The sequence below is a fragment of the Streptomyces sp. NPDC127100 genome, from assembly GCF_042724095.1.
Lineage (GTDB): Bacteria > Actinomycetota > Actinomycetes > Streptomycetales > Streptomycetaceae > Streptomyces.
This window is the reverse complement of sequence record NZ_JBHXFL010000010.1, coordinates 1-19,317: the sequence shown is the minus strand read 5'-3', so window position 1 is coordinate 19,317 and position 19,317 is coordinate 1. Positions and strand designations below refer to the sequence as shown.

At 72.9% G+C, this 19,317-nt stretch carries 19 protein-coding genes and 6 tRNA genes; 9 read left to right on the top strand and 16 right to left on the bottom strand.

The annotated features are described in order from the left end of the window. The 5 genes from ACFWJB_RS12895 to ACFWJB_RS12875 form a co-directional block, all read right to left on the bottom strand. On the bottom strand, positions 1–891 hold the full coding sequence (locus ACFWJB_RS12895; protein WP_386922111.1) for a carbohydrate ABC transporter permease: 891 nt from the start codon (positions 889–891) through the stop codon (positions 1–3). Further along, on the bottom strand, positions 888–1,889 hold the full coding sequence (locus tag ACFWJB_RS12890) for a carbohydrate ABC transporter permease (protein ID WP_386922109.1): 1,002 nt from the start codon (positions 1,887–1,889) through the stop codon (positions 888–890). The genes ACFWJB_RS12895 and ACFWJB_RS12890 overlap by 4 nt, the downstream gene beginning before the upstream one ends. Then, a complete protein-coding gene (locus ACFWJB_RS12885; RefSeq protein WP_386922107.1) occupies positions 1,889–3,178 on the bottom strand; it encodes an ABC transporter substrate-binding protein in 1,290 nt (429 codons plus the stop codon). Before ACFWJB_RS12885 ends, ACFWJB_RS12890 begins: the two co-directional genes overlap by 1 nt. 392 nt (positions 3,179–3,570) lie before the next feature. Next, positions 3,571–3,642: transfer RNA gene (locus ACFWJB_RS12880), tRNA-Val, on the bottom strand. 79 nt (positions 3,643–3,721) lie between these two features. Further along, positions 3,722–4,174 carry a TIGR02611 family protein gene (locus ACFWJB_RS12875; RefSeq protein ID WP_385468000.1) on the bottom strand — a complete coding sequence of 151 codons (453 nt, stop codon included), beginning with the start codon at positions 4,172–4,174 and terminating at the stop codon, positions 3,722–3,724. A gap of 191 nt (positions 4,175–4,365) precedes the next feature. Here ACFWJB_RS12875 and ACFWJB_RS12870 point away from each other — a divergent pair, with 191 nt between their 5' ends. Further along, positions 4,366–4,779 carry an SsgA family sporulation/cell division regulator gene (locus ACFWJB_RS12870; RefSeq protein WP_004002642.1) on the top strand — a complete coding sequence of 138 codons (414 nt, stop codon included), beginning with the start codon at positions 4,366–4,368 and terminating at the stop codon, positions 4,777–4,779. Positions 4,780–5,144: 365 nt separating this feature from the next. Then, positions 5,145–5,705, top strand: a complete 561-nt coding sequence (locus tag ACFWJB_RS12865; RefSeq protein WP_386922105.1) for a CGNR zinc finger domain-containing protein — start codon at positions 5,145–5,147, stop codon at positions 5,703–5,705. 51 nt (positions 5,706–5,756) lie between these two features. Here ACFWJB_RS12865 and ACFWJB_RS12860 read toward each other — a convergent pair whose 3' ends face one another. Then, a complete protein-coding gene (locus ACFWJB_RS12860; RefSeq protein WP_385468006.1) occupies positions 5,757–5,936 on the bottom strand; it encodes a hypothetical protein in 180 nt (59 codons plus the stop codon). Between the two features lie 172 nt (positions 5,937–6,108). Beyond that, positions 6,109–6,549: a hypothetical protein gene (locus ACFWJB_RS12855; RefSeq protein ID WP_385468009.1), complete on the bottom strand. Its 441-nt coding sequence runs from the start codon at positions 6,547–6,549 to the stop codon at positions 6,109–6,111. Between the two features lie 204 nt (positions 6,550–6,753). Between ACFWJB_RS12855 and ACFWJB_RS12850 the strand changes: the two genes are divergently transcribed. After that, a complete protein-coding gene (locus tag ACFWJB_RS12850; protein ID WP_385468012.1) occupies positions 6,754–7,272 on the top strand; it encodes a DsbA family protein in 519 nt (172 codons plus the stop codon). A gap of 20 nt (positions 7,273–7,292) precedes the next feature. Here the strand turns inward: ACFWJB_RS12850 and ACFWJB_RS12845 are convergent, their stop codons facing one another. The 3 genes from ACFWJB_RS12845 to ACFWJB_RS12835 are packed head-to-tail and all read right to left on the bottom strand — an operon-like array spanning position 7,293 to position 10,039. Beyond that, positions 7,293–8,117 (bottom strand): GNAT family N-acetyltransferase, encoded by an 825-nt coding sequence (locus ACFWJB_RS12845; protein WP_385468015.1) that lies wholly within the window; start codon positions 8,115–8,117, stop codon positions 7,293–7,295. 51 nt (positions 8,118–8,168) lie between these two features. Further along, positions 8,169–8,990: an aminotransferase class IV gene (locus ACFWJB_RS12840; RefSeq protein WP_385468018.1), complete on the bottom strand. Its 822-nt coding sequence runs from the start codon at positions 8,988–8,990 to the stop codon at positions 8,169–8,171. Further along, positions 8,987–10,039 (bottom strand): chorismate-binding protein, encoded by a 1,053-nt coding sequence (locus ACFWJB_RS12835; protein WP_386922102.1) that lies wholly within the window; start codon positions 10,037–10,039, stop codon positions 8,987–8,989. The genes ACFWJB_RS12840 and ACFWJB_RS12835 overlap by 4 nt, the downstream gene beginning before the upstream one ends. A gap of 178 nt (positions 10,040–10,217) precedes the next feature. Between ACFWJB_RS12835 and ACFWJB_RS12830 the strand changes: the two genes are divergently transcribed. The 5 genes from ACFWJB_RS12830 (at position 10,218) to ACFWJB_RS12810 (ending at position 10,681) form a co-directional block, all read left to right on the top strand. Continuing rightward, positions 10,218–10,290 (top strand) — tRNA-Gly (locus tag ACFWJB_RS12830). 38 nt (positions 10,291–10,328) lie between these two features. Beyond that, positions 10,329–10,402: transfer RNA gene (locus ACFWJB_RS12825), tRNA-Cys, on the top strand. Between the two features lies 1 nt (position 10,403). Next, positions 10,404–10,475: transfer RNA gene (locus tag ACFWJB_RS12820), tRNA-Val, on the top strand. Between the two features lie 49 nt (positions 10,476–10,524). Then, positions 10,525–10,596, top strand: a tRNA-Val gene (locus tag ACFWJB_RS12815). 13 nt (positions 10,597–10,609) lie between these two features. Further along, positions 10,610–10,681 (top strand) — tRNA-Val (locus ACFWJB_RS12810). Between the two features lie 56 nt (positions 10,682–10,737). Here ACFWJB_RS12810 and ACFWJB_RS12805 read toward each other — a convergent pair. The 3 genes from ACFWJB_RS12805 to ACFWJB_RS12795 form a co-directional block, all read right to left on the bottom strand. Further along, on the bottom strand, positions 10,738–11,022 hold the full coding sequence (locus tag ACFWJB_RS12805) for a zf-TFIIB domain-containing protein (protein WP_385468024.1): 285 nt from the start codon (positions 11,020–11,022) through the stop codon (positions 10,738–10,740). A 100-nt stretch (positions 11,023–11,122) separates the two neighbouring features. Continuing rightward, positions 11,123–12,079, bottom strand: a complete 957-nt coding sequence (locus ACFWJB_RS12800; protein ID WP_386922099.1) for a phosphotransferase family protein — start codon at positions 12,077–12,079, stop codon at positions 11,123–11,125. Between the two features lie 409 nt (positions 12,080–12,488). After that, positions 12,489–12,671, bottom strand: a complete 183-nt coding sequence (locus ACFWJB_RS12795; RefSeq protein WP_161165735.1) for a hypothetical protein — start codon at positions 12,669–12,671, stop codon at positions 12,489–12,491. 514 nt (positions 12,672–13,185) lie between these two features. Between ACFWJB_RS12795 and ACFWJB_RS12790 the strand changes: the two genes are divergently transcribed. Continuing rightward, positions 13,186–14,655 (top strand): protein kinase, encoded by a 1,470-nt coding sequence (locus ACFWJB_RS12790; protein WP_386922249.1) that lies wholly within the window; start codon positions 13,186–13,188, stop codon positions 14,653–14,655. A 41-nt stretch (positions 14,656–14,696) separates the two neighbouring features. Here ACFWJB_RS12790 and ACFWJB_RS12785 read toward each other — a convergent pair whose 3' ends face one another. The 3 genes from ACFWJB_RS12785 to cobT form a co-directional block, all read right to left on the bottom strand. After that, the gene (locus ACFWJB_RS12785; protein WP_385468030.1) at positions 14,697–15,536 is read right to left on the bottom strand and encodes a TrmH family RNA methyltransferase; all 840 of its coding nucleotides are present in this window, start codon (positions 15,534–15,536) and stop codon (positions 14,697–14,699) included. Position 15,537: 1 nt separating this feature from the next. Continuing rightward, positions 15,538–16,770 (bottom strand): uroporphyrinogen-III C-methyltransferase, encoded by a 1,233-nt coding sequence (cobA, locus tag ACFWJB_RS12780; RefSeq protein ID WP_386922097.1) that lies wholly within the window; start codon positions 16,768–16,770, stop codon positions 15,538–15,540. 178 nt (positions 16,771–16,948) lie between these two features. After that, on the bottom strand, positions 16,949–19,317 hold a 2,369-nt coding region (gene cobT, locus ACFWJB_RS12775; protein ID WP_386922095.1), incomplete at its 5' end, for a nicotinate-nucleotide--dimethylbenzimidazole phosphoribosyltransferase.

Below are 19,317 nucleotides of genomic sequence, written 5' to 3'. Positions count from 1 at the left end.
TCAGCCCTTCAGCCCGGACGTCGCCATGCCGTCGATCAGGTAGCGCTGGAAGGCCAGGAAGAAGGCGAGGACGGGCAGCAGGGCGACGAGCGACATGGCGATCATGCCGCCGTAGTTGGCCAGCCCCTCCTGGTCCACGAACATCTTCAGGCCGAGCGAGACGGTGTACTTGCCGGGCTCGTTGAGGTAGATCAGCGGGCCCATGAAGTCGTTCCAGGAGTTGATGAAGGTGAAGATCGCGCTGGTGATCAGTGCCGGTCGGCACAGCGGGAGCACGATCGACCAGTAGATGCGGAGGTGCCCGCAGCCGTCGAGACGGGCCGCCTCGTCCAGTTCCCTGGGCAGGTTGCGCATGAACTGCACCATCAGGAAGACGAAGAAGGCCTCCGTCGCGAGGTACTTGCCCAGCAGCAGCGGGGTGTACGTGTTGATCATGCCCATGTTGCGGAACAGCACGTACTGCGGGATCAGCAGCACGTGGTACGGCAGCAACAGGGTGCCGATCATCAGCGTGAAGAGCAGGTTTCGGCCCGCGAACCTGATCTTGGCGAAGGCGTAGGCCGTGAGCGAGCAGGACACCAGGATCCCGGCCACCGAGCCGACCGCGAGGAAGAGGGAGTTGAAGAAGAACGTGGAGACGGGGATGTCCGCGATGCCGTCGGTGAGGCTCGTGTAGTTGGACAGCACCGGGTCGCCCGGGAAGAGGTCCAGGCTGCCGACGATGTCCTCGCTCCTCTTGAACGAGCCGCCGATCACCCAGATCACCGGATAGAGGATCACCGCGAGGATCGCCAGTGACCCGACGTGCCAGGCGAGCGAGCCGGGCAGCCGGCGCCGCAGCGCTCCCGCGGTGGACCGGGCCGGCGTGACGTCGGTGGCCTGCGCGCTCATCGGCCGCCCTCCTCGTAGTGCACCCAGCGCTTCTGGGACCAGAACAGCACCGCCGTCACCAGGGCGACCGCGACGAGCAGCATCCAGGCCATGGCGGAGGCCAGGCCCATGCGGCTGTTCTCGAAGCCCTGGACGTACAGGTAGCAGGTGTAGACCATCGAGCCGTCGGCCGGACCGCAGGCGTTGCCCCCGGCGCCGCCGCCGACGATGTACGCCGAGCTGAAGATCTGGAACGAGTGGATCGTCTCCAGCAGGACGTTGAAGAAGAGGACCGGGGAGATCATCGGCAGGGTGATGTTCCAGAACTGCCGCAGCCTGCCCGCCCCGTCCACGTCGGCCGCCTCGTACAGCTCGCGCGGCACCTGCTTGAGGCCGGCCAGGAAGATGACCATGGGCGCGCCGAACTGCCAGACGGTGAGCGCCACCAGGCTGTAGATGATCAGGTCCGGGTCGCCGGTCCAGCCACCGGCGTCGATGCCGAAGAGCCGCTGCGTGCGGTCGACGGCCGCGTCGTCCGAGAAGATCGCCTTCCACACGATGGCGACGGACACGCTCGCGCCGATCAGCGACGGGGCGTAGAAGGCGGCCCGGTAGAAGGCCTGCCCGCGCCGCTTCTGCGCCAGCAGCAGCGCGACGCCGAGTGCGGCGATCAGTTTGACCGGCGTGCCGACGACCACGTACCAGAGCGTGACCTGCACCGAGTGGCGCCAGCGGGGGTCGCCGAACATCTCGGAGAAGTTGTCCAGGCCGATCCACCGGGGTGCGTCGAACAGGTCGTAGTCGGTGAAGGCGAAGTAGAGGGAGGCGACCATCGGTCCCGCCGTCAGCAGCAGGAAACCGGCGATCCAGGGGGACATGAAGAGGTAGCCGGCCAGGTTGTCCCGGCGCCGCCGCCGCTTCAGGACGGCGGAATCCGGGGGCTTCACCGGACCTTGCCGCGGCTCGGAGACCCTGGTCGACCCCTCCGTCGCGGGGGCGTGTGTCACGGCGCTTCCCATCAGCCGGCGAGAGCCGTCTTCGACTCGTTGAAGAACTGCTCGACCGCGTCGTCCACGGACCGCTTGCCCAGCCCCATCTCCTCGGCGATGCGCAGGAACGCGGCCTCGCAGATGTCGGCACCGTTCGGGTGCGGGGTGATGGGCTGCAGGACGCCCGCCTTCACGAGGGACTCCTCGTAGGCGGCGATCGCCTTGTCGACCGGGTCGGCCGGCCGGTAGGCGTCGTACTGGACCTGGGTCGCGGGGACGCCGCGGTCGTACCCCATGATCCTGGCGACCTCGGGGTCGTGCACCATGAAGTCGATGAACTGCGCGACCTCCCTGGGGTGCCGGGTCCGCTTGGAGGCGCTGAGCATCAGGGAGCCGAGGTACTGGCCGGTCGCCCTGCCGTCCGTGGTGGGGATGGGCGCGATCCCGTACTCGCTCTTGCCCTCCGAGGTGTAGCGGACGGTGAAGTTGTCCCAGGTGAACTCGCCGCCAGCGAGCTCCGCCGCGACCGCCGACTTGGGCTTGACCTGGACGACCTTCTTCGGGTCGGCGACCAGGCCGGACTTCACGCCCTTCTCCGCCTTGGTCCACCACCGGGTCAGGTCGGCCTCGGTGAAGCCGAGTCCCTCCTCGGTGAAGAAGGCCTTGCCGTTCTGGCGCAGGTACAGGTCGTAGAGGTACATGACGCCGTACATGCCGCTGTCCCCGGCGCGGCCGCTCCGGTCGCGAATGCTCGTCATCGCCCGGTCGAAGTCGTCCCAGGTCCAGCCCTGCTCGGGGGTGACGCCGGCCCGGGTGTAGACGGGCTTGTCGATGACGAGGGCCATCGAATTCGAACCGACGGGCACGCCGAGCAGCTTGCCGTCGATCTCGCCGAACTTCTCCAGGCCCGCCCGGAAACCGTCCATGGAGAGATTGCCCGCCTCGACCTGCCCACTCAGGTCGAGCAGGACATTCTTCGCGTCGTATTTGCGGAGAAATCCGATGGCATTCTGGAAGACGTCCGGTGGATTCCCGCCGGAGGCCTGGGTGTTGAACTTCTTCCAGAAGTCGCTGTACTGCTGGAAGTCGGTCTTGACCTTGATCTTCGGGTACTTCTTCTCGAAGAGCGCGATGGTCTTGTTGATGCGCTCGGCCCGGTCCTCGGCACCCCACCAGGAGTAACGGATCGTCACCGTTCCGTCTCCCGCACCGCTGTCACCACCGCACGCGGTGGCCGTCGCACCCAGTCCCGTGACGGCCAGCGAGGCGCCTGCCGCTTTGAGGATCGTCCGCCTCTCCACATTCCCATTCCGCTGCACATGAGCCTCCCCGCGCCGTCGCGTCGCTTCATGAATCGTTTCAAGTAAGCGCTTGCTGGCACAAGGTACGAAGGGCCCACGGGCGCGTCAATGATTCGGACAGGAATTGGTGGGAGCGTGATCACGGGCCTCGACGGTGACGGCCGCTCCCCCTCGCCCGACACGGAGGGAAACCCGCAGGTGGACGCTGCGTGACCGGCCGGCCGAACGCCGTCGGCGCTTGGGGAGCCCGCGCCGCGGAAGGTCACGGTTGGATGACGGCGGGCGGAAGCGGAACGGCCCCGCCACCCGGCACCGGGACCGGGACCGAAGGGGGCGGCCGTCCGGGCCGGCGCGCACACGACGAAGCGGCCCGGCTCACGATCGGTGAGCCGGGCCGCCTGATGATCCGGTGGGCGATACTGGGTTCGAACCAGTGACCTCTTCGGTGTGAACGAAGCGCTCTCCCACTGAGCTAATCGCCCGGACGCAGGAAGAACATTACCCCATGTCAGGGGGTGCCCGTGACCAGCGGCGGCCGGGCCGTCGCCGGTCCGACGCCGATCACTGGTCCTTGATCTTCCAGGGCATCTCCAGGCCGAACTTCCACAGGTAGATCCCGGCGAGCACGCCGATGATCACCAGGCCGACCGCGGTCAGGATGATGTTCCGGCGGCGCACCTTGGGGTCGAGCGCGCGCTGCGCCGCCTCGGTGACCTTGCGCTTGGTCCAGCGCAGCACCAGCTGGGCCCACACGAACTCGGTCGCCCAGATCGCCATGCCGCCGAAGATCACGACCCAGCCGGGACCGGGCAGCGGCAGCATGATGATGCCGGCCACCACCACGGCGAGCCCCACGACGAAGACGCCGACCTGCCAGCTGACGTGCAGGGCACGGCGTGCCCTGACGAATTCCGGTGCCCGCGACCCGAGCGCACGCTGCTCCGGAGTGCCGTCCGTCCCCGATCGGTCCTGCGCCACGACGACCTCGTCAGGCTTGTTACTCCCCGTGTTCATACGGCCAAACACTACCGGAGCGAAACCTGTCACCGGAATGGGCGTACACCGCGAACGATCTTTCGGCCGGAAGAGTTACGTAAACACACGCAAAACACTCAGAGGGGTTTACAACGGCACCGTAGGTGGCATGTCGATTTCGCCGACGTGCGAATCCCCGAGCGCACACTGAGCGAAAGGCCCTGGCGCTTATGAACACCACGGTCAGCTGCGAGCTGCACCTGCGCCTCGTTGTGTCGAGCGAGTCCTCCCTGCCTGTCCCCGCAGGCCTGCGGTACGACACGGCCGACCCCTACGCCGTGCACGCCACCTTCCACACCGGAGCCGAGGAGACCGTCGAGTGGGTGTTCGCCCGCGACCTCCTCGCCGAAGGTCTCCACCGCCCCACCGGCACGGGCGACGTCCGTGTCTGGCCGTCGCGCAGTCACGGTCAGGGCGTCGTGTGCATCGCACTGAGCTCCCCGGAGGGGGAGGCGTTGCTCGAGGCCCCGGCGCGGGCTCTGGAGTCCTTCCTGAAGCGCACAGACGCCGCCGTGCCCCCTGGCACGGAACACCGGCACTTCGACCTCGACCAGGAGCTCTCGCACATCCTGGCGGAAAGCTAGGGCGAGGCCCCGTGAAGCCGCCCGGCGCCGTCGACTCGGGGTGACGGCACGGGCCAGGACAACCGCATAGGGCACAGACCGGCGTCGCCGCCGCGGACCTCCGCGGGGCGGCGCCGGTGCGCGTGCGGGGCGGGTGGCGCACGCGCGTGGTGGCGGGGCCGTCGCCGGACGTGGGCGGCGGGGCCGTCGCCCGATGCCGTGGGGAGAGCCGTGCGGCGGCGGGAACCATGGCCGGTTCACCGCCGTTGTACCGGCAACCGCCGGCCGCAGCCGTGGGCGGAGCCGGTCCGGCCGCCGCGGAAGCCACTACCATCGGCCAGCATCGGCGGGCGCCCGCGCCCGACCCCCAGGCCAGGGAGCAGAACGTGCTGATCACCCACGACACCCGGTGCGCGCTCGACACCGTGGTGGATCTGGTGAACACCGTGCCGGAGGACGACTCGGCCCCGGACGGGCTGCCGGATGTCGCGGCCCTCGAGCATTTCGTGGGAACGCACGAGATCAGCGACGTGGGCGTCCTGTCGGAGCTGGACCTCACGGCGGTGCGCAGGATCCGCGGGCGGTTCGCGGCCGTCTTCGCCGCCCCGGAGCCCCAGGCCGCCGCCGGGCTGATCAACGAGCTGGTGGCCGGCGCCGGGACCACCCCCCGGCTCACCGACCACGACGGCTACGACTGGCACATCCACTACTTCGCGCCCGGTGCCTCGGTCGCCGATCACCTGGCCGCCGACTGCGGCATGGCCCTGGCGTTCTTCGTGGTCGCCGGGGAGCAGGAGCGGCTGCGCCGGTGCGAGGCGCCCGACTGCCGGCGTGCGTTCGTCGACCTCTCCCGCAACCGCTCGCGGCGGTACTGCGACAGCCGTACGTGCGGGAACCGGCTGCACGTGGCCGCGTACCGGGCACGGCGCAAGGAGGCCACGGGCTGAACGAGGGGCGACGCGGCCCCGGCGGGTGACGCCGGGGACCACGGGTACGGCTCACAGCATCAGCAGGTCGTGCAACGAAGCCATGAGGAGCAGACACCCGATCACCGCAAGGAAGATCATCAGCGGTGGCTGGGAAAGGGCGAAGAGGCAGCCGCGCGTCTCGTCGGGCGGTGGCGCGGTTTCGCTCTGTCTCGTGTCCAGCTGTGTGTCCAGCTGAGTCGGGTCCGGCATCTCGCGCCGATGATGTCGCAGTACGCCCACCCGGCGCGATCAACACGCCCGTGACGACCGGGTGTTCGTTGAACGCGCAATGTCCGGTTCGGGTTGTGATCATTCGCGAGCGTCCGCTGACGCCCCGGGACCGGTGTGTCGTTTCAGTGCGGCACAGCGGTCACGTGCGTCCTCAGATTCCGTGCTTCTTCAGGATGGCCTCGATGTCGCTGTAGTCGTCGTCACCGCGGGGCGCGCTCGCCGGCCGGGAGGCCGCGGGGGCGGCGGAGCCGCCCAGGGAGGGCTTGGAGGCCGCGGGGGCGACCGCCTCGCGCCGGGCGGCGGCCCGGGCCTCCTTGCGTTCCCCACGGGTGCCGCCGCGACGTCGCTCCACGGCGCGCGTGGTCATGAAGAGCAGCCAGGCGACGCCCAGCACGCCGAAGCCGGCCCAGGCCGTCGGGCTGAAGGCCGTGTCGGCCAGCCACTGCACGATGCCCGTCATCACCAGGCCGATGGGGATCAGTGAGTAGGCGGCGATCCGGGCGGCCGCGAGGAATCGCCTGCGGTACGCGGTGACCGCCGCGATGCCCAGGCCGGCCGCGGACACCGCGGAGCAGACGGTCTCGGCAATCATCCGGTCCTCCAGGGCTGGACTCGGTCGGGCATGAGTACTTCGTCCCTTCCATCCTGCACCGCCGGAGCCCGCGGGGGCCACGCTCCGACCCCCAGATCAGGGAGATCTAGGGGTCGGCTCCTCCCCAGGTGCCGGTGACGGCGTGCACCGGCACCGCCCCGGGTCCGGTTGGGGCGCCCGCGCGGAGGCTGGGAGACTGTGGGCATGAGTGACTCCTCCCCCGCCGCCGCTGCCGTTCTCGACGTCTGGTGCGAGCTGCAGTGCCCGGACTGCCACACCGCCCTGGACGACGTGCGCGCCCTGCGCGCCCGCTACGGCGACCGTCTCGAGGTGCGCCTGCGGCACTTCCCGCTGGAGAAGCACAAGCACGCCTTCGCCGCCGCGCAGGCCGCCGAGGAGGCCGTGGAGCAGGGCCTGGGCTGGCCGTACGTGGAGGCCGTGCTGGGCCGGGTCGCGGAGCTGGACCGCAGGGGCGAGGCCCTGCTGGTCGAGGTGGCCCGGGAACTGGGACTGGACGCGGAGGAGTTCGACACCGCTCTCGTAGACGGCCGGCACATCCTCGTCGTCGACGCCGACCAGGCCGAGGGCAAGGCGATCGGCGTGTCCGGCACCCCCACGTACGTGATCGGCGGCGAGCGCCTCGACGGCGGCCGGAGCCAGGAGGGCCTGCGCGCGCGCATCGAGGAGATCGCGGACCGGCTGCTGGCCGGGCAGGAGGCCTGAACCGCCGCCCGGCGCGGCCGTTACCAGAGCGTCTTGTAGTAGCCGTAGCGCGTGGTCTCGTAGCCGAGCGACTCGTAGAGCCGTTCGGCCGGGGTGTTGCCCGCGAAGACGTTCAGGCCGACGAGGCGCCGCCCGGCGGCGAGTGCCTGGGTCTCGGCCAGGAGCATCAGCGTGCGGCCGTGCCCGAGCCCCCGGTGGGCGGCGTCGGTCTCGACGTCGAAGACGTAGGCGCGGTCCTCGCGCAGCGCCAGCCACAGGACGCCGACCCGGTCGCCGTCGTGCTCGAGCACGCTGAACAGCATGTTCTCGGTGTCCAGGCCCCGCGGCAGCAGCGTCCGGTGGTCGTTGCGGGCCTTGGCGCGGGCCTCGGCCTCCGGGACGCCCTGTGCCATCCAGGTGCGGGCGTACTGCTCCGACTGGTAGGCCTGCCAGGCGTCGAACTCGGCGGACGACATGCGGCGCGGGCCGCTGCCCCGGGGCAGGACGGGCGGGGTGCCGTCGAGTGACTTCACCATGCCGCGGGTGCGCAGGACGTAGCCGAGCGCTCCGGCGAGGTGCGGGCCGGCCTCGTCGTCGGCGGTGACGCCCACCTGGATCTGCCGGCAGCCCCAGCTCCGCGCCACCTCCTCGGCGGCGAGCGCGGCGACCGTCCCCCTCCCCCGCCGGCGGTCGGGTTCGTCGATGCTCAGCCGGTGGATCACGGCCACCGAGTCGCCGAAGGCCGGGGAGGTGCCGAGGTGTATCGCGCCGACGGGACGGCTGTTCACGCACACCTGGTAGCGGCGTGAACGGCTCCCGTCGGCCGCGCGCTGTAGCGGCTCGGTCGGCCGCAGGGTCGTGGTCATCAGGGGAGTTCTACCCCCGGCACGGCCCGCGGAGCAGCCGAATATCCCGGGTCACGGGTCGAGGTCGTCGCCGGACCGCTCCTCGAAGATCCGCATGGCCTTGGCGGTCACCGGACCCGGGGCGCCCGGCAGTTCACGGTCGTCGATCCGGTGCACCGCCTGCACGTCCCGCAGGGTGGAGGTCAGGAAGACCTCGTCGGCGCGCTCCAGCACGTCCAGCGGCAGATCGGTCTCGCGGGCGCCGGTCCACTCCACGGCCAGGGCCCGGGTGATCCCGGCGAGGCATCCGGAGGCGACCGGCGGGGTGTGGATCTCGCCGTCGAGGACGACGAAGACGTTGGAGCCGGTGCCCTCGCAGAGCCGCCCGACCGTGTTGCCGAACAGGGCCTCGGTGGCGCCCTGTTCGCGGGCGCGGGCCAGGGCCACGACGTTCTCGGCGTAGGAGGTGGTCTTCAGGCCGGTGAGCGCGCCGCGTTCGTTGCGGGTCCAGGGCACGGTGATCACGGCGGTGGAGTCGGGGCGGCGGGCGGTCTCGCCGAGGGCGACCACGAGGGTGGTGCCGTGCTCCCCGCGGTCCGAGCCGAGCGGACCGTGACCACCGGTGAAGGTGATGCGCAGCCGGCCGAGCGGCATCGGGTTGGCCTCGAGGACGGCGGCGCAGGCGCGGCGGACCAGGTCCAGGTCGGGGTCGGGCAGACCCAGGCCGCGGGCCGAGCGGGCCAGCCGGTCGAGGTGCCGGGTCAGTGCGAACGGCCTGCCGTTCACCGTCTTGACGGTCTCGAAGATGCCGTCGCCCACGGTCAGGCCGTGGTCGAACACGGAGACACGGGCGGACTCGGTGTCCTGCAGTCCGCCGTCGAGCCAGATCTTCACGTCTGTTGCGCCTCTCCACTTCCGTCGGCCTCGTACGCACCCGACGCTACCGCGAGCAGCCTGGACGCCTTCAGTTCGGTCTCCCGCCACTCCCCCTCCGGGTCGGACCCCCAGGTGATGCCGGCGCCGGTGCCGAACCGCAGCAGCCCCGCGGCCCGGTCGATCCAGAAGGTGCGGATGCCGACGGCCAGCTCTCCGGTGCCCCGGTCGGCGTCGACCCAGCCGATGCCCCCGCAGTAGGGGCCCCGGGGCGCGGTCTCCAGTTCCCCGATGATCCGCAGGGCGCTCGGCTTGGGGGCGCCGGTGACGGAACCGGGCGGGAAGGCCGCGTCGAACAGCTCCGGCCAGCCCGCGCCGGCGCGCAGTTCGCCGCGCACGGAGGACACGAGGTGGACCAGCCCCGGGTGCTTCTCCACGGCACAGAGGTCGGGCACCGTCACGCTGCCCGTGGCGCAGACCCGCCCCAGGTCGTTGCGGACCAGGTCGACGATCATCACGTTCTCGGCGTAGTCCTTCTCCAGCAGGTCGGCCTCGGTCCGTCCGGTGCCCTTGATCGGCCCGGACTCGACGGTCCGGCCGTCCCGGCGCAGGAACAGCTCGGGCGAGGCGGTGGCGATCTCGATCCCGTGGCCGGGCAGCCGGATCGTCCCCGCGTACGGCGCGGGGTTGCCGCGGGCCAGCAGCGCGGCGAGGGCGTCCACGTCGGCGTCGGGGGCGACGGGCGCCGACAGCACCCGGCAGAGGTTGGCCTGGTAGACCTCGCCGGTGGCTATGCAGGCGCGGATGCGGCGCACGGCGGCGGTGTACGCGTCGCGGTCGAGGGAGGACATCCAGTCGCCGGCGGCCGGCCCCCGCCACCGGCCCGGCACCGGCGCGGGGACGGCGCATGTCCGTACCTCGGCGAAGCGTGCGCAGGTCAGACGGCCCTCGAAGTCCGCGCAGACGGCCCAGAAGCCGCTGGAGTCCAGGGCGGCGGGATCACTCGTGACGTCGAGCAGACCGGTGGCGAGACGGTCGCCGAAGCGGGCCAGGGGAGGGAGGCGGAGCACGTGGCCGAGTCTAGGCGGCGTGTCTCCCAGGTGACCCGAACGTGTCCTTCCGGGGGCCCTGACCAGGTCCGTACGCCGGGGCACCGCAGCACGCTGCGCAAACGCGTTTTTGTGCTGGCTCCGGAATCCGCTAGAGTTCAACACGTCGCCGGGACGCGCAAGCGGACCGAACCGACAGGCGGACGTAGCTCAGTTGGTAGAGCGCAACCTTGCCAAGGTTGAGGTCGCGAGTTCGAGCCTCGTCGTCCGCTCGCAGGAACAGGGGGCCTCCCGGGCCTTCTGCACTCCTGGTGGAGTGGCCGAGAGGCGAGGCAACGGCCTGCAAAGCCGTCTACACGGGTTCAAATCCCGTCTCCACCTCCAAGGACGATTAGCTCAGCGGGAGAGCGCTTCCCTGACACGGAAGAGGTCACTGGTTCAATCCCAGTATCGTCCACTGTCCGCAAGGGTCTCGATCTGCGAAGATCGTGGCCCCTGAGGATCCCGCGCGATTAGCTCAGCGGGAGAGCGCTTCCCTGACACGGAAGAGGTCACTGGTTCAATCCCAGTATCGCGCACGCAGTAGCTCCCGGACGATTAGCTCAGCGGGAGAGCGCTTCCCTGACACGGAAGAGGTCACTGGTTCAATCCCAGTATCGTCCACACCACACGAAGCCCCCGGCCGTCCTGTACGGCCGGGGGCTTCGTCGTGTCCGCGCTCAGCTGGAGAAGAGCATGCGGCCGAAGCTCTTGTTTCGGTGGTGCCCGTAGTGGCCGTGACCGGCCTGCGGGGCGCCCCAGGCGGGAGCCTGGGCGGCCGGGTACGCCTGCGGGGCGGCGGGCGGGGCCGGCGGCGCGGGCTGGGACCACTGCGCCTCGAGACGGGTCAGCGCCTCCAGCTCCCCGTAGTCGAGAAAGATCCCGCGGCAGCCGCTGCACTGCTCGATCTGAACGCCGTTGCGGTTGTAGGTGTGCATCGGTGCGTGGCACTTGGGGCACTGCATGCTCGGCTCAACTCCTCGCCGGTCGGTCCTGCTTCGCGTATCGCCAGGACAGACTCTGTCCGGCGGCGGTCGGTTGCACCCTACGTCGGGGAACCTCGGCTCAACTCCGCGGGGAGGAGGGCGGGACGGGGGCGGGGACGACAGGGGCCATGCGCGCGCAGGCGTCGACCAGGGCGCGTTCCACCTCGTCCAGGGGCCGGCCGGCCGCGGCGGCCTTGGTGACGGCGCGGGCGGCGGTCTGCGCGGTGAGGGCACGCGCCGGGACGTCCAGGGCGGGCCAGGGGTCGCCCTCCTGCGGGACGGCCGGGCCGCCGGACGCGCGGTAGGCCGCCAGGAAGCGGTTCCACTCGTCGGGCAGGAGCAGCCCGCAGGCGTACCAGGCCGCCGGCCGGGCCAGGTCCCAGGCGGGCACGCCCACGCCGAGGTCGTCGACGTCGATCAGCAGCCAGGGACCGTCGGGGGCGGGGTGGCGTACGAGCTGGCCCAGGTGGAGGTCGCCGTGGCAGAGGGTGGTCGTGTCCGGCATGGCGGCCTCGCCCCGCGCCCAGCCGGGGAGCGTGGCCCAGGCCCGCAGGACGGGAGCGGTGCCCGGGTGACGGGGTGCGGTGGCCCGCAGCCGGGCGACGGCGCGGGCCGCCTTCTCGGGACCGCGCATCACGGGCGTCCCGGCCGCGGGCGACGGGGACCGGTGGAGGCGGGCGAGGAGGGTGGCGGCGGCCTCCCAGGGCGCCGCGTCCGGATCGTCGGGGTCCACGGGGGTGCCGTAGGGCCAGTGGGTGACGAGCCGTCCGTGCAGGTCGGTGGGGGTGAGGTGGAGCGGGGGCAGGAGGATGCCGGGGAAGCGGGCGGCGACGGTGATCCGGAGGGAGAGCTCGGCCGGGTCGGCGTCCGCGGCGTGCGCCTTGGCGACGGTGCCGGCGTGGCGGACGACGGTGGCGTCGGGGCGGTCGGCGAGGGTGGCCGTGCCGCAGGCGCAGGGGGCGGCCGGGGAGGTGTGGGCGTGGGCGGCTGCCCTGGCGTGGGCTGTCAGGGCGGGGAGGAGGGCGTCCGGGTTCACGGGGGTGAGGGTACGGGGGGGGTGGGTGGTGCGGGTGGCTCGGCGCCTCGGTGGGGGTGGGGTGCGTGGCCCGGCGCCGCGGGGTGCCGGGTGAGGGAGCGGGGCCGGGGTGGGACGCGCGGCCCGGCGTTGCCGGGGGTGCCGCCGCGCCCACCCGTGCCGCCCTGGAGGTACCTCCCGGGCCCTTGAGGCCCTGGGGGAGGCACTACTGCCCGCGGCTGCGGCGACTGCAAGGGCGGGGTGGCGGCTCGGGCGGCTGCGGGTGCGGGGGGTGTCGGGGGCAAAAGCAATGCCGGCGCAGCTCCCCAGCTGCGCCGGCATTTTGCCGTCCGCCGCACCCCCGTCCCCACGGGGTTTCATGGATGGATGTCCCCGCCCGGACCGCTCTTCCGGGCCTGGGGGTCGCCTCTCAGCGCCCCAGCATCACACCCACGGACGACGCCTGTGTGGCCACTGTCTCCCACCCGTCGAAGACGAGGAGGAGCAGGACCGCCAGGGGCAGGGCCATGAGGGTCGCCACCACGGGGTGACGACGTCCCTGACGGCGTTGCTCCCGCGTGCGGACCAGCGTCCGCGGTGCCGTCTGGGCCATGGTCCCTCTCCTGACCGTTTCGTTGTCCTTGGCAGCGGCGGGCGTCTGACCTCGGGGGACGAGTGCTGCACCCGCCGCTTGACCTCAAATCTAGGCGTCCGGGGACCGACCGGCGTCATGCCCTCGTACCGATTGCCGGGCCTCCCGGAGGATGAGCCGTCGCCCGCGGTGTACTCCCCTGGGTGGAGACCGGCCGCCGCGTTTCGGGGTCTTCCCGGAAGGGACACTCACCGTCCGGTGACTTCGGTCACGTGCCCGGCGCCCGGGCCGCGCCCTCGGTATCGCCCGGGGGCCCCGCCCGGCGTGATCGCCGTCCCGTGGACCAATCCCCCGCCCCGGCCCGGCGGTTGGGATCACCGGCCGTACCGGGCGCGTATGCCCCCCGGGGGCCTGACCGTCCTTCAACTCTCCCGCCCCGTACCGACAATCCCTCGCCTCGAGAGGGCGCGGCCTCTGCGCGCGGGCGGCCGGGGAAACGTAAGCTGTGGCACGTCACAGGGACCGGGCAGCGGGGATGAACATGGCGATGATGCGCCTGAGGCGCGAGGACCCGCGCGTCGTCGGCTCGTTCAGGCTTCACAGGCGGCTCGGCGCGGGCGGTATGGGCGTGGTCTACCTGGGCTCCGACAAGAAGGGGCAACGGGTCGCGCTGAAGGTCATCCGGCCGGACCTGGCGGAGGACCAGGAGTTCCGCTCCCGGTTCGCCCGCGAGGTGTCGGCGGCCCGGCGGATCCGCGGTGGCTGCACCGCCCGGCTGGTCGCCGCCGACCTGGACGCGGACCGGCCATGGTTCGCGACCCAGTACGTCCCCGGCCCCTCCCTGCACGACAAGGTCGTGGACGAGGGCCCGCTCGGCGCGGCGGACGTCGCCGCCGTGGGGGCCGCCCTGTCCGAGGGCCTGGTCGCCGTGCACGAGGCGGGCGTCGTGCACCGGGACCTGAAGCCGTCCAACATCCTGCTGTCCCCGAAGGGGCCGCGGATCATCGACTTCGGCATCGCCTGGGCGACGGGCGCCTCGACACTCACGCACGTCGGCACGGCGGTCGGCTCCCCCGGCTTCCTCGCGCCGGAGCAGGTGCGCGGGGCGGCCGTCACGCCGGCCACGGACGTGTTCTCCCTCGGTGCCACGCTGGCGTACGCCTCGATGGGCGACTCGCCCTTCGGGCACGGCAGCTCCGAGGTGATGCTGTACCGCGTGGTGCACGAGGAGGCGCAGCTGCACGGGGTTCCGGACGCGCTCGCGCCGCTGGTCCGGGCCTGCCTGGCGAAGGACCCCGACGAGCGGCCCAGCACCCTCCAGCTGTCCCTGCGGCTCAAGGAGATCGCCGCCCGGGAGGCCCAGGGGCTCGCCGACGTACGGCCGCCCGCGCCGCGTTCCGCGGAGGCGGACCGGCCCACGGGACAGCTCGCCGACACCTATCCGGATCGTGAGCGTGCCCAGCGGCGCCCGCAGGGGCAGCAGGGCGGCCACGGCACCCCCGCGCCCCGGGGCACGTCGGGCTCGCGGGGCGGCACGCCCGCGCGCGGCGCCACCCCCGCGCGCGGCAGGGGCCCCTCCTCGCGCGGCGGGGTGCCGTCACGCGGGGGATCGTCCGCGCGGGGCGACGGCGGATCCCGCGGCGGCGTCCCACGCGGCGGTCGCGCGGGGTCCCGGTCCGCGGGCCGGCCCACGCCCGCCTCACGCGACACCGGACGGAACGGCACCCGCTCCGGCGGCGGCCGGGCCGGGGCACGCGGCGGGTCCGGCCGACCGGGGCCGAGGCCCACGGGGACCCGGCTGCGTCCGGCGAATCCGCGGCTGCTGCGGCAGCGGCTGTTCGTGTTCGTGGTGGTGACGCTGCTGGTCGCCCTGGGGATCGCCGCCGCGCAGGGCTGCCAGGGACCGGCCCGGGGTCTGGGCGACGACCCGGGCGGGGTGCGGGTCCAGCAGGGACAGGCCGACGTACGCGCCGACGGGCCGGGGCCCGGGGCGTCCGGGCTCTGACCTGCCGGCCCTCCCCTGTGCTTCGCTCCCGGGGTGCGGGGTCAGGCGGCTCCCGGCCGGGTGGCGTAGAAGACGACCGCCGAGGCGGCCGCCACGTTGAGGGAGTCGACGCCGGCGTCCATCGGGATGCGTACGTGTTCGTCGGCCGCGTCGAGGGCCCCGGGAGTGAGGCCGGTGCCCTCCGTGCCGAAGAGCAGGGCGAGCTTCCCGTGCTTCCGAGCGGCGAGTTCGTCGAGCGTGACGGCCCGGTCGCTCAGGCAGAGCGCGGCGACCGTGAAACCCCCGGAGCGCAGCGTGCCGAGGTCGTCCGGCCAGGACTCCAGACGGGTCCACGGCACCTGGAAGACGGCACCCATCGACACCTTCACGGACCGGCGGTAGAGCGGGTCCGCGCAGCGCGGGGTGAGCAGGACCGCGTCGACGCCGAGGGCGGCGGCGTTGCGGAAGGCGGCGCCGACGTTGGCGTGGTCGACGATGTCCTCGAGGACGGCGACGCGGCGGACCGTGCCCTCCTCCCGCCCGGCAGCGGCGGTGCGCAGCAGGTCGGACACCGTGGGCAGCGGTTCGCGCCGCATGGAGGCGAGGGCGCCGCGGTGCACGTGGTAGCCGGTGACCTGTTCGGCGAGCGCGGGATCCACCACGTACACCGGAGCGGGGGTGGCGTCGATGACGTCGCGCATGACGTCGACCCACTTGGCCGACAGCAGCATCGACCGCATCTCGCAGCCCGCCTGGGCGGCCCGCCGGATCACCTTCTCGCCCTCGGCGATGAACAGGCCCTCGGCGGGTTCGCGGCGGCGGCGCAGCTGGACGTCGGTCAGGTTGGTGTAGTCGTGCAGACGGGGGTCGTCGGGGTCACGGAGGACGATGGGTTCGGCCATGTCACGCGGTTCCCTGCGGACCCTGGTGGACGACGTCGCCGACGACGATGACCGCGGGCGGCCTGACCTCCTGGGCGACGACGGTCTCGGCGACCGTGGCGAGGGTGGCGTCGACCCGCCGCTGGGCGGCGGTCGTGCCCTCCTGCACCATGGCGACCGGCGTGTCCGGGGACCTGCCGTGCGCGACGAGGGTGTCGGCGATCCGGCCGATCTTGTCGACACCCATGAGGATGACGAGCGTGCCGGTCAGCTTCGCGAGCGACGGCCAGTCGACCAGGGAGCGCTCGTCGTCGGGGGCCACATGGCCGCTGACGACGGTGAACTCGTGGGCGACACCCCGGTGGGTGACGGGGATGCCGGCCGCGCCGGGGACCGAGATGGAGCTGGAGATGCCGGGGACGACCGTGCACGGGATGCCCGCCTCGGCCAGCGCCTGGGCCTCCTCCATGCCCCGCCCGAAGACGAACGGGTCGCCGCCCTTCAGCCGGACGACCGATCTGCCCTGCTTGGCGTGCTCGATCAGCGCGTTGTTGATGGCCTCCTGCGCCATGAACCGGCCGTAGGGGATCTTCGCCGCGTCGATGACCTCGACGTGCGGCGGCAGTTCGGCGAGCAGGTCGCGGGGGCCGAGCCGGTCGGCGATGACGACGTCGGCCTCGGCGAGCAGGCGGCGGCCGCGGACGGTGATCAGGTCCGGGTCGCCGGGGCCGCCGCCGACCAGGGCGACGCCGGCGGTGCGGGTGCGGTGGTGCGGGGCGACGAGGGTGCCGTCGCGCAGGCCCTCCACGACGGCGTCGCGGATGGCGGCGGTGTGGCGGGGGTCGCGGCCCCGGGCGTCGGTGGTGAGGACGGCGACCGTCACGCCCTCGCTGGTGCCGGTGGCCGGGGTCCAGGCGGTGGCCGCGTCGGCGTCGTCGGAGCGCACGCACCACACGCGGTGCCGTTCGGCCTCCGCGGAGGCCGCGGTGTTGGCGGCGGTGTCGCTGGTGGCGATCAGGGCGTACCAGGCGTCCGCGAGGTCGCCCTCGGTGTACGGGCGCTTCTCCCAGGTGATCTCGCCCGCGTCCGCCATGGCCTCGACCGAGGGGGTCGCCGCGGGAGAGACGAGGCGGATGTCCGCGCCGGCGGCGATGAGTGCCGGGAGACGGCGCTGGGCGACCTGTCCGCCGCCGAGGACGACCACACGGCGGCCGGTGAGGCGGAGGCCTACGGGGTAGGCGGGGTGTTCGGCCATGAGGGGACGGCTCCTCTTGCGGCGGTGGCGCTGACGTGCGGATTTTACGGCCGGGCGGCCGCGGGGACGCGGGGGGTCCGGTGGTTGGACGGCGTCGCCCGGTGCGGGCGCCGGACAGGGCCGCGCCAGGTCGGCAGGGGGACCGGCGCGGTGCCGGGCCCCCTGCGTGGTGCGAGCGCTACTTCTCGGTGACGCCCGCCGAGTCGAACGTCGCCACCTCGTGCATCGCCCGCGCCGTGCTCTGCACCATCGGCAGGGCGAGCAGCGCGCCGGTGCCCTCGCCGAGGCGGAGGTCGAGGTCGACCAGGGGGCGCAGGCCCAGCTTGTTGAGCGCGGCGACGTGACCGGGCTCGGCGCTGCGGTGCCCCGCGATGCAGGCCGCGAGGACCTCGGGGGCGATCGCGCGGGCCACGAGCGCGGCCGCGCCGGCGCTGACGCCGTCCAGGATCACCGGGGTGCGCAGGGAGGCGCCGCCGAGCAGCAGGCCGACCATGGCCGCGTGCTCGAAGCCGCCGATCGCCGCGAGCACGCCGATGGGGTCGGCCGGGTCCGGCTGGTGGAGTTCCAGCGCGCGGCGCACGACCTCGGTCTTGCGGACGAGGGTCTCGTCGTTGATTCCGGTGCCGCGGCCGGTGACCTCGGCGGGGTCGGCACCGGTGAACACGGAGATCAGGGCGGCGGACGCGGTGGTGTTCGCGATGCCCATCTCGCCGGTGAGCAGTGCCTTGTTGCCGGCCGCCACCAGGTCGCGGGCGGTCTCGATGCCGACCTCGATGGCCTGCTTGGCCTCCTCACGGGTCATCGCGGGGCCGGTGGTCATGTCGGAGGTGCCCGCGCGGACCTTGCGGGGCAGCAGCCCCGGGGTGGCGGGCAGGTCGGCGGCGACACCGACGTCCACGACGCAGACCTCGGCGCCGACCTGGGTGGCGAACGCGTTGCACACCGCTCCCCCGCCGAGGAAGTTGGCCACCATCTGGGCGGTGACCTCCTGCGGCCAGGGGGTGACGCCCTGGGCGTGCACTCCGTGGTCGCCGGCGAAGACCGCGACGGCCGCGGGCTCCGGGACGGGCGGCGGGCACTGGCGGGACAGCCCGGACAGCTGCGCGGAGATGATCTCCAGCATGCCGAGCGCGCCGGCCGGCTTGGTCATGCGCTTCTGGCGCTCCCAGGCCTCGCCGAGCGCCTTGGCGTCCAGCGGGCGGATCTGTGCGACGGTCTCGGCGAGCAGGTCGTGGGGTTCCTCTCCGGGCAGGGCGCGGCGGCCGTACGTCTCCTCGTGCACGACCCACGACAGCGGGCGGCGCTTGGACCAGCCGGCCTGCATCAGCTCGGGCTCGTCCGGGAACTCGTCGACGTACCCGACGCACAGGTAGGCGACGACCTCCAGGTGTTCGGGCAGGCCGAGGGCGCGGACCATCTCGCGCTCGTCGAAGAAGCTGACCCAGCCGACGCCGAGGCCCTCGGCGCGGGCGGCGAGCCAGAGGTTCTCGACGGCGAGCGCGGAGGAGTACGGCGCCATCTGCGGCTGGGTGTGCCGGCCCAGGGTGTGCCGGCCGCCGCGGGTGGGGTCGGCGGTGACGACGATGTTGACGGGCGTGTCGAGGATGGCCTCGATCTTCAGTTCCTTGAACTGCTTGGCCCGGCCCTTGGGCAGGGACTTGGCGTAGGCGTCGCGCTGACGCATCGCCAGTTCGTGCATCGCGCGCCGCGTGTCGGCGGAGCGGATGACGACGAAGTCCCAGGGCTGCGAGTGGCCGACGGAGGGCGCGGTGTGCGCGGCCTCCAGGACGCGGAGCAGCACCTCGTGCGGGATGGGGTCGCCGCGGAAGCCGTTGCGGATGTCCCGGCGTTCACGCATGACCTTCAGGACGGCCTCGCGCTCGGCGTCGTCGTAGGCGGGGGCCGCCGGGCCGGTGGAGCGTCGTACGTCCGTCCCCACGGCCGTGTCCGCGTCGTGCGGGTCCTCCTGGTCGGCGGCCCGGGTGTCCAGGTCGTCGGCGTTCTGTGCGACCTCGGCGTCGGCCTCCCGCGGGGCGGGAATCCCGGCCACCGGGTCCTGAGCCGGTGCGGCCGGGGCCTCCGGCGGGAGCACGAGGGCCTCGGGCGGGGTCGGGGCGAGATGCGGGGTGGTGGGCACCTGGCCGCCGTCGACCGGCATGAACCGGCCCACGGGCTGGTCGAGGTCGGGCGCCTGGCCGGCGGCCGGCTCGGCGTGGGGTTCGGCGTGCGTCTGCGGCGCCGCGTCGGCGGTCGGCAGGGACTGGGGCCCCTGGGCGGGGTGCGGGAGGTCCGGGTGGTCCTGCACGGGGGCGGCCTCCTCGGCCACGAACGCCGCGGGGGCGGTCGTGGGGTCCACCGGTGCCTCGGGCGACGGTCCGGGCACTGCGGGCGCCTGGACGTCCTGGCCTACGGTCTCGCCGGCCGGCTGGGGCTGCGGCACGGGTGCCGGGCCCGGCTCGGCCGTCGCGGCCGGCTCCGGGGCGGTGGGCTCGGCCGTCGCGGCCGGCTCCGGGGCGGTGGGCTCGGCCGTCGCGGCCGGCTCCGGGG

Bases quoted from the DNA above. Each gene is read 5' to 3' on its own strand.
- ACFWJB_RS12895 (WP_386922111.1), bottom strand. From the start codon at position 891: ATGAGCGCGCAGGCCACCGACGTCACGCCGGCCCGGTCCACCGCGGGA.
- ACFWJB_RS12890 (WP_386922109.1), bottom strand. From the start codon at position 1,889: ATGGGAAGCGCCGTGACACACGCCCCCGCGACGGAGGGGTCGACCAGG.
- ACFWJB_RS12875 (WP_385468000.1), bottom strand. From the start codon at position 4,174: ATGAACACGGGGAGTAACAAGCCTGACGAGGTCGTCGTGGCGCAGGAC.
- ACFWJB_RS12870 (WP_004002642.1), top strand. From the start codon at position 4,366: ATGAACACCACGGTCAGCTGCGAGCTGCACCTGCGCCTCGTTGTGTCG.
- ACFWJB_RS12860 (WP_385468006.1), bottom strand. From the start codon at position 5,936: ATGCCGGACCCGACTCAGCTGGACACACAGCTGGACACGAGACAGAGC.
- ACFWJB_RS12855 (WP_385468009.1), bottom strand. From the start codon at position 6,549: ATGATTGCCGAGACCGTCTGCTCCGCGGTGTCCGCGGCCGGCCTGGGC.
- ACFWJB_RS12850 (WP_385468012.1), top strand. From the start codon at position 6,754: ATGAGTGACTCCTCCCCCGCCGCCGCTGCCGTTCTCGACGTCTGGTGC.
- ACFWJB_RS12845 (WP_385468015.1), bottom strand. From the start codon at position 8,117: ATGACCACGACCCTGCGGCCGACCGAGCCGCTACAGCGCGCGGCCGAC.
- ACFWJB_RS12805 (WP_385468024.1), bottom strand. From the start codon at position 11,022: ATGCAGTGCCCCAAGTGCCACGCACCGATGCACACCTACAACCGCAAC.
- ACFWJB_RS12795 (WP_161165735.1), bottom strand. From the start codon at position 12,671: ATGGCCCAGACGGCACCGCGGACGCTGGTCCGCACGCGGGAGCAACGC.
- ACFWJB_RS12790 (WP_386922249.1), top strand. From the start codon at position 13,186: ATGAACATGGCGATGATGCGCCTGAGGCGCGAGGACCCGCGCGTCGTC.
- ACFWJB_RS12785 (WP_385468030.1), bottom strand. From the start codon at position 15,536: ATGGCCGAACCCATCGTCCTCCGTGACCCCGACGACCCCCGTCTGCAC.
- cobA (WP_386922097.1), bottom strand. From the start codon at position 16,770: ATGGCCGAACACCCCGCCTACCCCGTAGGCCTCCGCCTCACCGGCCGC.